The 13,887-nt window shown below is 65.2% G+C and carries 13 protein-coding genes and 1 pseudogene; 5 read left to right on the top strand and 9 right to left on the bottom strand.

Going from position 1 to position 13,887, the window contains the following annotated elements:
• Positions 1 to 133: 133 nt before the first annotated feature.
• From HZR14_RS13770 to HZR14_RS13780, 3 genes are all read right to left on the bottom strand, one after another.
• Positions 134 to 586 (bottom strand): disulfide bond formation protein B, encoded by a 453-nt coding sequence (locus HZR14_RS13770; RefSeq protein ID WP_181693452.1) that lies wholly within the window; start codon positions 584 to 586, stop codon positions 134 to 136.
• A 101-nt stretch (positions 587 to 687) separates the two neighbouring features.
• Complete coding sequence (locus tag HZR14_RS13775) at positions 688 to 1,755, bottom strand: hypothetical protein (protein ID WP_181693453.1); 1,068 nt, start codon at positions 1,753 to 1,755, stop codon at positions 688 to 690.
• Positions 1,756 to 1,863: 108 nt separating this feature from the next.
• The gene (locus HZR14_RS13780; protein ID WP_181693454.1) at positions 1,864 to 3,306 is read right to left on the bottom strand and encodes a PAS domain S-box protein; all 1,443 of its coding nucleotides are present in this window, start codon (positions 3,304 to 3,306) and stop codon (positions 1,864 to 1,866) included.
• Positions 3,307 to 3,520: 214 nt separating this feature from the next.
• Here HZR14_RS13780 and trpB point away from each other — a divergent pair, with 214 nt between their 5' ends.
• Positions 3,521 to 4,702, top strand: coding sequence for a tryptophan synthase subunit beta (gene trpB, locus HZR14_RS13785; RefSeq protein WP_181693455.1), 1,182 nt, complete (start codon positions 3,521 to 3,523; stop codon positions 4,700 to 4,702).
• 16 nt (positions 4,703 to 4,718) lie between these two features.
• Here trpB and nadC read toward each other — a convergent pair whose 3' ends face one another.
• The 3 genes from nadC to nadA are packed head-to-tail and all read right to left on the bottom strand — an operon-like array spanning position 4,719 to position 8,209.
• A complete protein-coding gene (nadC, locus tag HZR14_RS13790) occupies positions 4,719 to 5,531 on the bottom strand; it encodes a carboxylating nicotinate-nucleotide diphosphorylase (RefSeq protein ID WP_181693456.1) in 813 nt (270 codons plus the stop codon).
• The gene (locus tag HZR14_RS13795) at positions 5,521 to 7,071 is read right to left on the bottom strand and encodes an L-aspartate oxidase (protein WP_181693457.1); all 1,551 of its coding nucleotides are present in this window, start codon (positions 7,069 to 7,071) and stop codon (positions 5,521 to 5,523) included. The genes nadC and HZR14_RS13795 overlap by 11 nt, the downstream gene beginning before the upstream one ends.
• Before the next feature lies 1 nt (position 7,072).
• Positions 7,073 to 8,209 (bottom strand): quinolinate synthase NadA, encoded by a 1,137-nt coding sequence (nadA, locus tag HZR14_RS13800; RefSeq protein WP_181693458.1) that lies wholly within the window; start codon positions 8,207 to 8,209, stop codon positions 7,073 to 7,075.
• A 275-nt stretch (positions 8,210 to 8,484) separates the two neighbouring features.
• On the opposite strand from nadA, the gene hmgA reads away from it, so the two are divergent.
• On the top strand, positions 8,485 to 9,693 hold the full coding sequence (hmgA, locus tag HZR14_RS13805; protein ID WP_181693459.1) for a hydroxymethylglutaryl-CoA reductase (NADPH): 1,209 nt from the start codon (positions 8,485 to 8,487) through the stop codon (positions 9,691 to 9,693).
• A 9-nt stretch (positions 9,694 to 9,702) separates the two neighbouring features.
• On the opposite strand, the gene HZR14_RS13810 is transcribed toward hmgA, so the two are convergent.
• Positions 9,703 to 10,176 (bottom strand): universal stress protein, encoded by a 474-nt coding sequence (locus HZR14_RS13810; protein ID WP_181693460.1) that lies wholly within the window; start codon positions 10,174 to 10,176, stop codon positions 9,703 to 9,705.
• A gap of 94 nt (positions 10,177 to 10,270) precedes the next feature.
• On the opposite strand from HZR14_RS13810, the pseudogene HZR14_RS13815 reads away from it, so the two are divergent.
• Positions 10,271 to 11,221 (top strand): annotated as a pseudogene (locus tag HZR14_RS13815) (formate/nitrite transporter family protein); the annotation flags it as partial.
• Between the two features lie 61 nt (positions 11,222 to 11,282).
• Here HZR14_RS13815 and HZR14_RS13820 read toward each other — a convergent pair.
• Entirely contained in the window at positions 11,283 to 11,687 is a 405-nt protein-coding gene (locus HZR14_RS13820) for a translation initiation factor IF-2 subunit beta (RefSeq protein WP_181693462.1), read from the bottom strand.
• Between the two features lie 210 nt (positions 11,688 to 11,897).
• Here HZR14_RS13820 and HZR14_RS13825 point away from each other — a divergent pair, with 210 nt between their 5' ends.
• Entirely contained in the window at positions 11,898 to 12,134 is a 237-nt protein-coding gene (locus tag HZR14_RS13825) for a UPF0058 family protein (protein ID WP_181693463.1), read from the top strand.
• An 85-nt stretch (positions 12,135 to 12,219) separates the two neighbouring features.
• On the opposite strand, the gene HZR14_RS13830 is transcribed toward HZR14_RS13825, so the two are convergent.
• Complete coding sequence (locus HZR14_RS13830) at positions 12,220 to 12,747, bottom strand: DUF555 domain-containing protein (protein WP_181693464.1); 528 nt, start codon at positions 12,745 to 12,747, stop codon at positions 12,220 to 12,222.
• Positions 12,748 to 12,883: 136 nt separating this feature from the next.
• On the opposite strand from HZR14_RS13830, the gene HZR14_RS13835 reads away from it, so the two are divergent.
• Positions 12,884 to 13,795: a DNA-3-methyladenine glycosylase family protein gene (locus HZR14_RS13835; protein WP_181693465.1), complete on the top strand. Its 912-nt coding sequence runs from the start codon at positions 12,884 to 12,886 to the stop codon at positions 13,793 to 13,795.
• The last annotated feature ends 92 nt before the right edge of the window (positions 13,796 to 13,887 follow it).

Here is a 13,887-nt window from a genome sequence, read left to right on the forward strand (position 1 = left end):
CCATTTTCCAGCCGAGTGAACTAACTCGGCTGTGACCACCGGACTCCCCGGGAGCCACGGCATTACGAACCGCTCGGACCGCAGGTATCACTCACGGCCGATCCACCCCGGAGCGGTCGAAACAACGGGGGCCTCACGGACGGAGACCGGCGACGACGCCCAATCCGACCGTGATCAACAGAAACGCCAAAAGCGAGAGCCGCGGGATCGTGAACACGCCGAGGCCGGTCCAGAGCGTACTGCCGCAGCCGCCGACAGTACACGCCGAAGCCGCGCCGGGCGAGACCTGAAGGTAACTGTGATACGCCGCGATCCCCACACCGGGGACCGAAAGCGCCAGGCCGGTCCTCCAGACCCCGCGACGGGCTTCGTATGCGGCCACTCCGAGAACGACCACGAGAGGGTACATCAGGATCCGTTGATACCAACACAGTTCGCAGGGGATATAGCCCGCGATTTCGCTGAAATACAGGCTCCCGCCGGTCGCGACCAACGCGACCAGCGTACACCCGAGCAGTATCCGCCGGATCACACCCGGTGTGTTTTCCAGCGGCGTCGTGCCCGGTGCGTTTTCCAGCGGGATCATACCCAGCGTTTGTTTCAACGGGACGTTGAATGTTCTGGTCGGAGCGTAGGACGGCTGCCGTGGCACGGCCGACCGTACGTGGTGTGTGTCCGACGACGGGGTCAGACGTTTTCTCTGGCCGCCTCGCGGATCTCCCGGGCGGTTTCGAGTTTCGCCCGAACCGTCTCCAAGAGGGACGATTTGAGGGACTCGACGCTCGTCGGTGGGTCCGACGCCACGAGCGCCGACTCGGTCTCCGCTAAGTCCTCGGCGGCGAGGGTGGCGAGGGTGAACGCCTCCTCGTCGTCGTTGCCGAGGGAGCCGTTCGCGTCGTCGACGTCCGAAAACGCCGACGGGACCGATTCGAGGGCGTCGTGATACGTCCCGAGCGTCGTCGATCCGTCTTCGAGGCGGTCGAGCAAATCGAGGTGCCCGTCGGCTTCGAGGGCCGCACGTTCGGTGTCGGTGGCCGCCGCGATCGGCTCCGCGGCCGTCTTCGCTTTTTCGATCGTATCGGCCGTCTCGTTCCGGTAGTCGCCCAACGCCTCGTGGTCAGATTCGGCGAGCCGATAGGCCCGCTGATCGGCCAGGTCGACGACGGATTCGGCCGTCCGGTAGCCCCGTGCGAGCGTCTCGTGGGTGCTGATCTCGCTCCGCAGCGTCCCGATCTCCGCCCCGAGCAACTCGGTGAGCCGCCGGAACGGATCGTCGTCGATCCCCTGTCGGTCGGCGCGGGAGGTCGCCCCGGAGAGCCGGTCGTTCGCGGCCGAGAGCTCCCGGTGGGCGTCGATGCGGTCCGGTTCGGCCAGAAGCGACACCGACGCGACGTTCGGTTCCGAGTCGGCGTCGCCATCGGCCGACGTCACGTAGATATCGACGGCCGCGCCGATCCGCTCGCGCGACGACGCGATCGACTCCCGGACCAGCTCCGGGAGCTCCGATTCGCGCTCCCGTAGCTCCGGTTCGGTCGGCGTCTCGTCCGCCGGCTCGTCGGGTTCGCGTTCGGTTTCCGTCGCGTCGGGGCCGTCCGCTGGCGTCTCCGTCTCGGTCGGTGTGGGCGTTTCGGTCGGCGTCTCGCCGTCGACGTCGCCGTCCTCGCCGTCCCCGCGATCCGTCTCGGGGACGCCACTGCAGCCCGCGAGCGATGCGGACACACACAGTACGCAGAAGCCTCGACGGGTGGGGACCATGTTCTACAGTAGGGGTCGCGGGGTAAAAATACCGGCGACGGTTCAATACGCTGGAGACACTGACGGCTCTCAGCCCGTGGGCACGGTCGATCGTGGGGTCGGACGTCCTCACTCGGCGATCAGGGAGACGACGAACACTGCTCCGTCCGGATCGGCGTCTTCGACCCGGACGTCCCCGCCGTACTGATCGACGAGGGTTCTGACGAGATACAGCCCGATGCCCGCCCCTGGGCTGTCGAGGCCTTTTTCTCCCTTCCCGAAGATCACCTCCTTTCGATTGTCGGGGATCCCGGGACCGTTGTCCTCGATCGTGACCGTAACCTCCCCGTCGGTGTGCATCACCGAGACGCGGACTTCGGGGACCTCTTTGTCGTTGTGGACGATCCCGTTCTGGATGAGGTTCCTGAAAACCGCCTCCAGAAGGTCGTTGCCGCGAACTCGGACGTCGGGGATCGGATCGTCGACCGAGACGACCGCGCCATCGAACTTCGATCTGACGTCCTCGATCGACGCTCGGAGGTGCCGATCGAGCCGGACGGGTCCGACGTCCGCTTCCGTACTGAGCATGGTCCTCGAGAGGTCCCGGGCCGTTTTCGTCAACTCGATGGCGTTCTCGGTCGCTTCCTGTATTGCTTCGAGGTCCGCGTGTCCCTCCTCTTCGACGTGTGCTTCGAGTAGGTTCGCCCGCCCGCGGGCGACGGTCATGTCGTTTCGGATGTCGTGACGGACGACCTGGTTGAGTACCCCGAGGCTGTCCCGTTGTTCCTTTAGCTGTTGCTCGTAGCGCTTTCGCTCGGTGACGTCGGTGATAAAACCCTCGAGGACCGCCATCGGCCGTCGGGGGACGTCGACGTGCTGTCCGCGCTCCCAGACCCATCGGGTCTCACCGTCGGCCGCCCGGATCCGGTAGGTAAACTCGAAGGGTTCGTCCGCAGCGGCGGCTGACTCGACCGCTTCCCGAATACGCTCTCGGTCGTCGGGATGGACGAGGTCGTCGCCCCAACTGACGTCCCCGGACTCGATGGTTTCGGTCCTGTAGCCGGTCAGTTCCTCGCTCTGTCCGCCGACGAAGATCATCGGCCAGCCGGGGCCGGTTCGGCACCGATAGACGATGCCCGGGAGGTTGTCGATGAGCGTTTCAAAGCGGCGTTCGGCTTCCTTCCGGTCGTCGATATCCCGGATGATGGCGATGACGCGGACCTCGCCGCCGACCGCCGTCCGAGCGAGGCTCACCTCCTCCCAGAAGACGTTCCCGTCGCTGTCTCGTCCCTGCCACTCGAACGTTTGATTTTCACCCTCCACGGCGCGTTCTATGCGTTTCCGTGCGTTTTCTTGGGTGTATGGGGGATTCCCCGAGCTGGGTGTGACGACCTCCTCGTTCCGTAGTTCCGCCCGCGAGTAGCCGTACATGTCCGTGGCCGCCTGGTTGGCCTCGACGACGTTCCCCTCCCTGTCGTGGATGATGATCGCGTCGTGGATCGAGTCAAAGACTGTTTGTAACTCCGAAGCCGAGATCACCTCCTGTCCACCCACTGGCGTATCGTCGGTCATTGCCGAATATACGGAATCTATGCGGAAAAAATAGTGTGGTGGTGCGTGGCGGTCGTATAGTAGTGTGGGAGTACGTGGCGGTCGTATAGTAGTGTGGTGGTGCGTGGCGGTCGTATAGTAGTGTGGTGGTGCGTGGCGGTCGTATATTCGACGCGTACGCGGTGCGTTCATCGCTGTTAGGGTGATTTAAGTCACCGCCACGGCTACGGAAGGTATGTCCACCGACGGCGACGACGAGGGCGAATTCGACGGGTTCGGCGGACGATACGTCCCCGAACCGCTGGAGGCTCCGCTCGAGGAACTGGCCGAGACGTTCGATTCGGAGATCGACTCGGAGGCGTTCCGCGAGGAGCTCGACGGGCTGCTCGAACACTTCGGCGGGCGGCCGACGCCGGTGTTTTACGCCGAAACCCTAAGCGAGCGCTACGACGCGGACGTCTATTTCAAACACGAGGACCTGTTGCACGGCGGGGCCCACAAGCTCAACAATACCCTCGGACAGGGTCTGCTGGCGAAACGCGCCGGCAAGGAACGGCTGATCGCCGAGACCGGGGCGGGCCAACACGGCACCGCCACGGCGATGGTCGGCGCGCTGCTCGATCTGCCCGTGACGGTGTATATGGGGACGAAAGACGTCGACCGCCAGGAGATGAACGTCTTCCGGATGCGTCTTATGGGTGCCGAAGTCGAGCCGGTGACCCGCGGGAACGCCGGTCTCGCGGAGGCGGTCGACGCCGCCTTGGAGGACTACGCCGAGAACTTCGAGGACACGCACTATCTCGTCGGGAGCGCGGTCGGCCCCGACCCCTTCCCGCGGATGGTCCGGGAATTCCAGTCGGTCATCGGGCGTGAAGCGCGCGAACAGATCCTCGAACTGCACGGCGACCTCCCGGACGCCTGCGTCGCCTGCGTCGGCGGCGGTTCGAACGCAATCGGGCTCTTTAGCGGCTTCGTCGACGACGAGGACGTCGCCCTCTACGGGGCCGAACCCGCCGGAAAGGGCCTCGATTCGGGCGAACACTCCGCGCCGCTGTCGGCCAGCAAACAGGAGAATCCACAGATCTTCCAGGGCATGAAAACGAAGGTCATCGACGAGGAGACGACCAACCACTCCGTGAGCGCCGGCCTCGACTATCCCGCCGTCGGCCCCGAACACGCCGCCCTCCAGTCGCTCGGGCGGGCCGAATACCACGGGATCACCGACGAGGAGGCGCTGGCCGCGTTCAGAGAGCTAAGCGAGGCCGAAGGGATCATCCCCGCTCTCGAACCGAGCCACGCGATCGCGCTGGCGATCAAACTCGCCGAGGAGGACCGCCACGACACCATCCTCATCAACCTCTGTGGCCGCGGCGACAAGGACATGCAGACCGCCGCCGAGAAGTTCGATCTGCGCTGAGCGGGACGCCGGACGGTCAGCCGTCGATCCTGAAGGAGAGATCCAACGCGGGGGCACTGTGTGTGATCGACCCGAGAGAGACGACGTCGACGCCGGTCTCGGCGTACGAGGGGACGTCCTCGACCGTGATACCACCGCTGGCTTCTGTGAGGACGCCCTCCGGGAGGGCCTCGACGGCAGCCTCGGTTTCGGCCGGTGTCATGTTGTCCAGGAGGACGACGTCGGCACCAGCGTCGGCGGCCGCGACGGCCACCTCAGTTGTTTCGGCCTCGACCTCGACGCTGGTCGCGAACGAGGACCGTTCGCGGAACCGTTCGACCGCCCGTTCGACGCCCAACACCGCGATGTGGTTGTCCTTTATCATCACCATGTGCGAGCAGTCGAGCCGGTGGGTGTCGCCCCCGCCGGCCGCGATGGCGCGCTTTTCGATCCCTCGGAGTCCGGGGGTCGTCTTCCGCGTGCCGGCGACGGTGACCGAGTCGGACACCCGATGGGCCGCATCGACTGCCGTCCGGGTCCGCGTCGCGATGCCCGAGGCGTGCCCGGCGACATTGAGCGCCACGCGCTCACCGCGGAGGACCGCCGAAGCCGGGCCCGAAACACGAAAGAGCGTCTCACCTGCCTCGACGCGCTCGCCGCTGGAACGCCGCAAATCGACTGAACACCCGAGATGGTTGAACAGCTCCGTGGCGGCGTCGAGGCCGGCGATGACGCCCGCCGTCGTCGTGATGAGCCGGCCGTTCGTCTCGCCCGGGACGTCGTTCGTTATGTCGTGACAGCCGAGATCCTCCCGTAACCACCGCTCTATCCGGGACCGTTCAATCCGCATCGGCGCTCGCCTCCGGCGTGAGGTAATGACATCCACGTGATTCCCCGTTGTCGCGGGCCGCGCGGGTCACGAGTAGCGCAGCCACACACGCGTTCCGGAGTTCGTACAGCGATCGGCTGGTCCGGGTACGGGTGTATGCGTCGATTTCGCCCTTCAATCGTCGGAGCCTCCCGACTGCTCGATCGAGTTCAGCTGGCGAGCGCTCGATGCCGACGTACTCGTCCATCACCCGACGCAGCCGGAGGAACTTCCCGGCTGCGAACCCCTCCGGAAGTCCGGGGTCGGTGTCGCGAAGTCGGGGACTCTCGATCCGTATCGGATCCCGGTCGGCGGCCGCTGCTCCCGCTTTCGTCCCCCACACGAGGGCCTCAAGGAGGCTCGTCGAGGCGAGTCGGTTCGCACCGTGGACACCGGTCCGCGCACACTCGCCGACGGCAAAGAGTCCATCGAGGGAGGTTCGCCCTTCGTCGTCGACGTCGATCCCGCCGCAGACGAAGTGCTCCGCGGGCGCGACCGGGATGCCCTCGGCCGGATCGACTCCTCGGCTGCGACACTCCGCCGCAAGGGTGGGGAACGATTCCTCGAACCGGAGCGGCGATCCGTCGGATCGGAGTGCTTTGGACCGCCGTCTCGCGGCCGGCGAGGAGACGTCGAGGCGGACATCGCCGGTTCGGTCCCGTTCGGCTCGAACCGCCCTCGCGACGACGTCGCGGGGGGCGAGTTCGGCGTCGGCGTGGTACTCGGGCATGAACCGCTCCCCGTCGCCGTTCCGCAACAGCGCGCCGTCACCGCGGACCGCTTCGCTGAGGAGGAACGTCCCCGGCTTTCCGCCCGTTCCACCGTCCGCAAACGCCGTCGGATGAAACTGAACGTACTCCATATCGGCGGTTTCGGCCCCGGCCAGCGCCGCCATTGCGATCCCGTCGCCGGTGGCGGTCGCCGGGTTCGTCGTTCGGCGATAGCAGGCACCGATGCCACCGGTCGCGAGCACGGTGCTGCCGGCGAAGCAGGACTCGATCTCGCCACTCCGCTCGACGACCGCGCCGTGAACCCGTCCCTCGGCGGTGAGGAGATCCAGCGCGGCGGCGTCCTCAACGATGTCGACGCGGCCGAGTCCGTCGAGGTGGGTCAAAAACGGGATAAGGATATGCTTGCCGGTCGAGGCGTCGATGTGGAGGATCCGGCTCTCGTTGTGTGCGGCCTCGCGGCCGTACTCGGGGTCGGATCCGCCGTCGAACTCGACCCCGACAGTATCGACGAGTACGTCCGAGACAACCGAGTCCGCCGCGCCGACGAGTGTCTCAACCGCATCGGGGTCGGCCGAGCCGTCGCTGGCTTCGAGGACGTCCGCCGCGAACGCATCGGGATCACCGCGGGCGACGGCGATCCCGCCCTGTGCCCAGTACGAACTCGATCCTTCGGGCCGTTCAGCTTTCGTCAGGAGGGTTACGTCGGCACTGGCTCGGACACCGGCCAGCGCCGCTGCACACCCGGCAATGCCGCTTCCAATCACGAGGACGTCTGTTTCGCGTGCCGCCATCTCACACCTCCAGCATTCGCTCGAGCGCCACGCCCGCCAGTTCTTTTTCGCGGCGTGGGACCTCGATGACGTTGCGCTCGCGTCCCTCGGCGAGTTCCTCAAGCACCCACGTCAGGTAGTTCGGGTCGATCTGGCGCATCGCGTTGCAGTCCATACAGGCGTCACCGCACAACGGGACGACGTCCACCTCGGGATGCCACCGCTGGAGGTGCTTTGCGAGGTGAACCTCGGTGCCGATCACCCACGTCTCGCCGGGGTCGGCCTCGGCGACCGTCTCGCGGATCGTTGCGGTCGAACCGACCCTGTCTGCGGCCTCAACGACCTCTCGGCGACACTCGGGGTGGACGACAACACGAGCGCCATCGTGCTCGTCACGGACGCTCTCGACGTGGGTCGCCGTGAACCGATCGTGTACTTGACAGTATCCGTCCCAGAGGATGATGTCGGCGTCGGCGATCGCCGTTGCGTCCTTGGACGTAGGGTCCCAGGGATCCCACTCGGCGGTCGAATCGGCCATCCCGAGGCGGTGGGCGGTGTTCTCGCCGAGGTGTTTATCGGGCAAAAACAACACCGTATCGCCGCGGTCGAAGGCGTACTCGAAGGCGCGGTGGGCGTTCGAGGACGTACACACGAGTCCGCCCTGTTCTGCACAGAACGCCTTGAGATCGGCGTAGCTGTTCATATACGTGATCGGAACGATCTCTGCGTCGTCCTCGGCGGCAGCGGTGAGTTTCGCCCACGCCGCATCGACCTGTAGTGCCTCGGCCATACCAGCCATCGGACAGGAAGCCTCCATTGACGGGAGAATGACCGTCTGCTCGTCGCCGGTGATGACGTCGGCGGATTCGGCCATGAACGTCACGCCAGCGAAGACCACGTACTCGGCATCGGCGGCCGCCGCCCGCTTCGAGAGTTGATATGAGTCCCCGACAAAGTCGGCGTGCTCGACGATTTCGCGGCGCTGGTAGTTGTGTCCGAGAACGATAACGTCGTCACCCAGGTCGTCTTTCGCCGCCGCAATCCGTTCATCCCGCTCTTTTTTACGCAACTCCCGGTACATTTGAGGAAGTTGCTCTAAGGCATCGTATTTGAAGAGACTGAGCTCAGTCTCTAGGTCAATGGTCTTCATTTTAGTCATTTTATCACTTTCCTTCGACACTATACCAAACAGAAGCCTATGTTGATAAAATTTTATCTTCAAATCCCCTGATCGAGGACATCCTCTATGTTGTATGTCCCTCTCCCGCCCCTGGCCGTCTATCACGCCCCGGCGCTCGTCCTCCGAGCCGTCTCTCGTTTCCGAACCGTCTCTCGTTTCCGAACCGTCTCTCGTTTCCGAACCGTCTCTCGTTTCCGAACCGTCTCCCGTCTTCCGGACGGAAACCCTTAGTCGCCGGCAGCCGATCCGCCGGTATGGATACCGACGAACTCCTCGCCGCCGTCAGGGACGGCGACCTCCGGCTTCACGAACTCGAAGCGCACGGCGACCCCGACGACGCGGCCGAGGCCCGGCGGCGACTCCTCGCGGAGGACGCTGGGAGCGATCTCGAAACGATCGGGGCCTACGCCTTCGGGGCGGCCGACGCCGAACCCAACATCGAGAACATGCTCGGGGCGGCGCAAGTGCCGATGGGTGTCGTCGGCCCGATCGCCCTCGACGGCGGGGCGATCGAGGCCGAACCCTACCTACCGCTTGCGACCACCGAGGGCGCGCTCGTCGCCTCCGTCAACCGCGGCTGTGCGGCGATCCGGGCGGCCGACGGCGCGACCGCCCGCGTGTTGAAAAACGGTATGACGCGTGCCCCGGTGTTCCGGGTCGAGGACGTCGCCGCGGCGAGCGAAACCGCGGCGTGGGTCCGAGAGAACGTCGATCGTCTCGCGTCGGCCGCCGAATCGACGACGAGCCACGGACGGTTGCGTGACGTGACGCCGTACGTCGTCGGTGACAGCGTCTTCCTTCGGTTCGTCTACGATACGAAAGACGCCATGGGGATGAACATGGCAACGATCGCGACCGAGGCGGCCTGTGAGGTCGTCGAGGCCCGGACGCCGGCCGAACTCGTCGCCCTGTCGGGGAACCTCTGTAGCGACAAGAAACCGGCCGCGATAAACAGCATCGAGGGACGCGGCCGGACCGTCGCGGCGGACGTTTCGATCCCCCGGGCCGTGGTCGAGGACTACTTCGGAACCACACCCGAGGCCATACGCGAGGCGAACACCAGAAAGAACCTGATCGGGTCGGCGAAGGCGGGATCGTTGGGGTTCAACGCCCACGCGGCCAACACCGTCGCCGCCGCGTTTCTCGCGACCGGCCAGGACATCGCCCAGGTCGTCGAAGGCTCGAACGCGATCACGACCGCCGACGTCCGCGATGGCGACCTCTATGCGAGCCTCACGATCGCTTCGCTCGAAGTCGGGACCGTCGGCGGGGGGACGAAACTGCCGACACAGCGCGAGGCGCTCGGCGTCGTCGGGGTCCGTGGCGGCGGCGATCCCGCCGGTTCGAACGCCGACGCGCTCGCGGAGGTCATCGCGACCGCGGCGCTGGCGGGCGAACTCTCGTTGCTCGGCGCGTTGGCGTCGAACCATCTCGCGAGCGCCCACGAGGAGTTGGGCCGGTAGCTCGCCGTATCAGCTCCCGTCCCAGTCCCCGTGGAGCCCCTCCCTGACGAAGAGAACCGGGCAGGGCGAATCCATCAAGAGCCGGTGGACCGTACTCCCGAACACCGCCTTTCCGGTCGGAGAGCGCTTCCGCCCCGAGACGTACAGGACGTCGGCGTCGACGTCCGTCGCCGCTTCCAGAATCGCGTCCGCCTCGTCGCCGATCCGTCCTTCGATCCCGTAGGGGACGTCTGCCTCTCCGAGCTCGGCCGCCATCGAGTCGATCGCTTCGAGCCGCGAGGCGAGTTCGTCCGGTGACGGCGGGTCGTCGGGATCGAACCCGGCCTCCTCGATCCCCGCCTGGTAGGCCTGTTCGCTGAATACGTGGAGGAAGACGACGTTCGCACCCGTCGGTGCCGCGACGTCGAGGACCGCCTCCGTCAGTTCCTCGGTTCTGGCGTCGTCGTTCGGCCCGACGGCTACGACGAGTGTTTCCAGAGCCATACAGAACCCACTGTGCCCTCCGTGAAATACCGCGCGGTCCGCCGGTGTGGATGGGAGGTATTTTTATCGTCTGTGCTGAAGTGGATACTGTTCAATGGACGACGAAGAGGTGCCATCGGGTGAGGAATCCGTCAGGGAGGCGGTCGAGCGCTCCAGAAGTGGTGCGCCGGCCGTCGGGGAAGTCGTCCGCGATCGGTTCGAGACCGACGAGGTGTTTCAGCGCATCATCGTCGCCGCCGACGAGGAAATCGACACCGGGACCCGGGAGCTGTTTTTCAGCGCGCTCGCGGGGGGGTTCGCCATCACGCTCACGTTTTTGATCTACTCGTCTATGACTGCCAAATCGGACAGCCCGGTGATCGCGGCCATGCTGTATCCGATCGGCTTCATATACATCATCCTGGGCGGCTACCAACTCTACACGGAGAACACGCTTCCGCCGGTCGCGCTCGTCTTAGAGCGCCTCGCGAGTTTCCCGACGCTGATACGCACCTGGGCCGTCGTCGCCGTCGGGAACTTCGCCGGCGGGGCCTTCGGCGCGTTGATCCTCGCGTATACGGGCGTGTTCTCCCCCGAAGTGGCCGCCACGGCGATCGATATCTCCCGAAAGGGGATCGAAACCGGATTCTGGGACCTCTTTTTCAAGGCCGGCTTCGCCGGACTGATCGTCGCCGGCGTCGTCTGGCTGGACTTCGCCGCCCGCGATACCATCTCGCGGTTCTTTCTCGTCTATATCGCCTTCCTCATGATCCCGCTTGCGGACCTCTTCCACGTCGTCGTCTCGTTTACCGAACTGATGTACCTGTTTTATCTGGGCGAGGCGGCACTTCTCTCGGGACTCGTCTCGTTCGTCCTCCCGGTGTTTCTCGGCAACACCATCGGCGGCGTGGTACTCGTGACCGTCGTCAACTACTTCCAGACGACCGAACGACGCCTCGAATCCGCCCGCGAGGACGGGGTCGAACGGCAGCTTTCCATCCGCGAGTGGGTCGGCGGCGGCCGGGTCGGTCGGACGTACGTCCCGGCCGACAAGCCCGCAAAGCGCCGCGATGACGACGACTGACGCCGCCCCCGCACCGTCCGGTCGACGAACGCGCACCGCAGCGTCACCGTCCGGTCGGCGAACGCGCACCGCAGGCCGTACACCGGAGTATCTCCGCGCCGTGTTCCGTCTCGATCCGCGTATCCGGGAGCCCACACTCCGGACAGCGGACGTATCCCTCGACGTACTCGTCCATCGCGTCCCGGATGCGGTCGGCCCGGAACTCGCCGGTAAGTCTGAGCCGACCCCGTTCGTCGATGTGTGCGCTCGTCCCGAGCTCGTCTTGGAGGTGTTTCATGACGTGGTCGGAGTCGCGGTCGAGGACGTCGAGTGTCGCCTGGAAGTTCTCATAAACCGTGGCCGTTCCCTCTTGGCGCACTTCGGGGTCCGGAAGCGAGAGCCGATCGCTCGTGGCCTCGATGTCCGGCGTCGTCTCGAGCGCGCGGTCGAGGTGATCCTCGTATCCCATACCGGCCCTTGGATACTCGGACAAAAAAGCTTTCAGCCCCCCGTGGCCGATGCGTGGTCGACCGCGGGACTATTGAGACGGACGTAGATCTCAGTAGATTCGGGGAGCGTCCCTCACAACGGCCGAAGCAAGGCGTATACCGCCCATAAAAACGTGTTAACTTGTATCAGGATACTACTATATGCCCCGAGTCGTTACGAAGAGACGACCATGAAGAAGCAGGAGCTCATTCATCTCCACGGCCTGCTTGCAGAGGTATGTAACCACTACGAGCAGATGGCCGAGTGTGACGTAGAACACACCGAGTACACCGAATTAGGCGTCCGACCGACATCGATCCACAAATCGAAAACCGACCACAAGGCGGCTGTTTTTGCTCTCGCCGACGGCATCACAGAGGAGATGGAGCGCGAGACGGAGCCGGCCGTCTCGGCTGCCGCCGACTGAACAGAGCCGACACGTACCTATACCGTCCCGATACACCCGAACCGATAGCCACTGCCGTGTCTCGGGGGCGTCCCACAGAGCGCCGTTATTCGTCGAGTAGCTCCTCAAACTCCGGCAACACGTCACCGTCCTCGTCGGTCGTCCGATCGGCGTCGGCGTCCGAGTCGGCCCCGGACGGCGAGTCCGTACCGTCCTCTGCTCTGTCCCCGTCTCCGTCTCCGTCTCCGTCTCCGTCTCCGTCTCTGTCTCCGTCTCCGTCTCCGTCTCCGTCTCCGCCCTCTATTACCTCGATCTCGAGGACCTCCAGCGGAATATTTTCGAGACGCTGCCCGATCTCCTTGCGGGCGATTCGGGCGGCGTGTTCGTCGTGCTCGACGTTGAAGACGGTCATCTCGAGTTCGAGGGCGACGAGTCCCTCGTCGGCCGCGATGAACGCCGGATCTCGTGACTCACCGCAGGCCGGACAGTTCTTGGTCCCCATGTCGATTTCGACGTAGTTGAGGTCGGGGTTCAACATCTCACCGGTCTTCGAGATCGCGATTCGAACCGCCTCGTCGGCTGTCTCGACGTCGTATACCGGGACCGCGGCTTCGACGACAACTCGGCAGTCCATGTTAACGTGTTTCGCCCCCTGTGACAAGAACCTTCGCACTCCCCCCAGGACATCGAAAGGCGAGGCGGTCCCCGTCCCAAAGGCGAGGCGGTCCCCGTCCCGAAAGGCCGAACACACAGCGGCGCGTTTCGTGCGTATGGAGACCGGTAGCCGCTCGATCGGGACCCTCCCTGGCGGGTTCGATCTGACGACGACACTCGAAAGCGGCCAATCGTATCTGTGGCGGCGCGACGACGGCCGGGCCTACGAGGGCGCGACCGACGGATCGCCGTGGTACTACACGGTACTTCCGGGGACGGCGACCGAGACGAACGACCCAGAAGTGCTTCGCGTCCGCCAGACCGACGGACGCCTCGAGTGGAAATCATCGACGCCGAACGCCTACGACCGGCTCGAGCACCTGTTGCGCCTCGACGACGACCTCGAGGCGATCGCCGACTCGACGCCCGCGGATCCGCTCGTCGATCGGGCCTACGACGCCCACCGCGGGATGAGACTGGTCCGGGATCCGCCGTTCGGCTGTCTGATCTCGTTTATTTGCTCGGCGCAGATGCGGGTCGCCCGAATTCACGCCATGCAGACCGCCCTCTCGGAGACGTACGGCGAGACGGTCGACTTCGACGGGGAGACGTACCACGCGTTTCCGACGCCGTCGGCGTTGGCCGCGGCGACGGAAGTCGAACTCCGCGATCTCTCCTTGGGATACCGTGCGCCCTACGTCCAACGTACCGCGGAACTGGTCGCCGAGGGGGAGGCCCACCCGAACGACGCCGTCGGACTCGGATACGAGGAGGCCCGCGAGTCGTTGACCCGCTTCGTCGGCGTCGGCGAGAAGGTCGCGGACTGTGTCCTCTTGTTCTCGCTCGGCTACCTGGAGGCGGTGCCGCTGGACACGTGGATCCGGAGTGCGATCGAGGACCATTATCCGGAGTGTGAGCGGGGACGCTACGCCGAGACGTCCAGGGCGATCCGATCGCGGTTCGGCGACGCGTACGCGGGCTACACTCAGACCTACGTTTTCTATCACCTCCGGACCGGCGGGGAATGACATCCTCCTCGGCGTGAACGGAGAGGGAGCGAAGCTCCCTCAAGCAGTCGGGCTACGCCCGACGATGCCGAGGTTTCCTCTCGCGTGAATCG

This window comes from Natronomonas salinimetallica (genome assembly GCF_013839515.1).
In the GTDB taxonomy this organism is placed as follows: domain Archaea; phylum Halobacteriota; class Halobacteria; order Halobacteriales; family Haloarculaceae; genus Natronomonas.

What these genes read in the sequence shown, in the direction of transcription:
- nadA (WP_181693458.1), bottom strand. Translation starts at nt 8,209, where the DNA reads ATGACTAAAATGAAGACCATTGACCTAGAGACTGAGCTCAGTCTCTTC.
- HZR14_RS13820 (WP_181693462.1), bottom strand. Translation starts at nt 11,687, where the DNA reads ATGGGATACGAGGATCACCTCGACCGCGCGCTCGAGACGACGCCGGAC.
- HZR14_RS13830 (WP_181693464.1), bottom strand. Translation starts at nt 12,747, where the DNA reads ATGGACTGCCGAGTTGTCGTCGAAGCCGCGGTCCCGGTATACGACGTC.
- HZR14_RS13780 (WP_181693454.1), bottom strand. Translation starts at nt 3,306, where the DNA reads ATGACCGACGATACGCCAGTGGGTGGACAGGAGGTGATCTCGGCTTCG.
- hmgA (WP_181693459.1), top strand. Translation starts at nt 8,485, where the DNA reads ATGGATACCGACGAACTCCTCGCCGCCGTCAGGGACGGCGACCTCCGG.
- nadC (WP_181693456.1), bottom strand. Translation starts at nt 5,531, where the DNA reads ATGCGGATTGAACGGTCCCGGATAGAGCGGTGGTTACGGGAGGATCTC.
- HZR14_RS13770 (WP_181693452.1), bottom strand. Translation starts at nt 586, where the DNA reads ATGATCCCGCTGGAAAACGCACCGGGCACGACGCCGCTGGAAAACACA.
- HZR14_RS13775 (WP_181693453.1), bottom strand. Translation starts at nt 1,755, where the DNA reads ATGGTCCCCACCCGTCGAGGCTTCTGCGTACTGTGTGTGTCCGCATCG.
- HZR14_RS13810 (WP_181693460.1), bottom strand. Translation starts at nt 10,176, where the DNA reads ATGGCTCTGGAAACACTCGTCGTAGCCGTCGGGCCGAACGACGACGCC.
- HZR14_RS13795 (WP_181693457.1), bottom strand. Translation starts at nt 7,071, where the DNA reads ATGGCGGCACGCGAAACAGACGTCCTCGTGATTGGAAGCGGCATTGCC.
- HZR14_RS13825 (WP_181693463.1), top strand. Translation starts at nt 11,898, where the DNA reads ATGAAGAAGCAGGAGCTCATTCATCTCCACGGCCTGCTTGCAGAGGTA.
- trpB (WP_181693455.1), top strand. Translation starts at nt 3,521, where the DNA reads ATGTCCACCGACGGCGACGACGAGGGCGAATTCGACGGGTTCGGCGGA.
- HZR14_RS13835 (WP_181693465.1), top strand. Translation starts at nt 12,884, where the DNA reads ATGGAGACCGGTAGCCGCTCGATCGGGACCCTCCCTGGCGGGTTCGAT.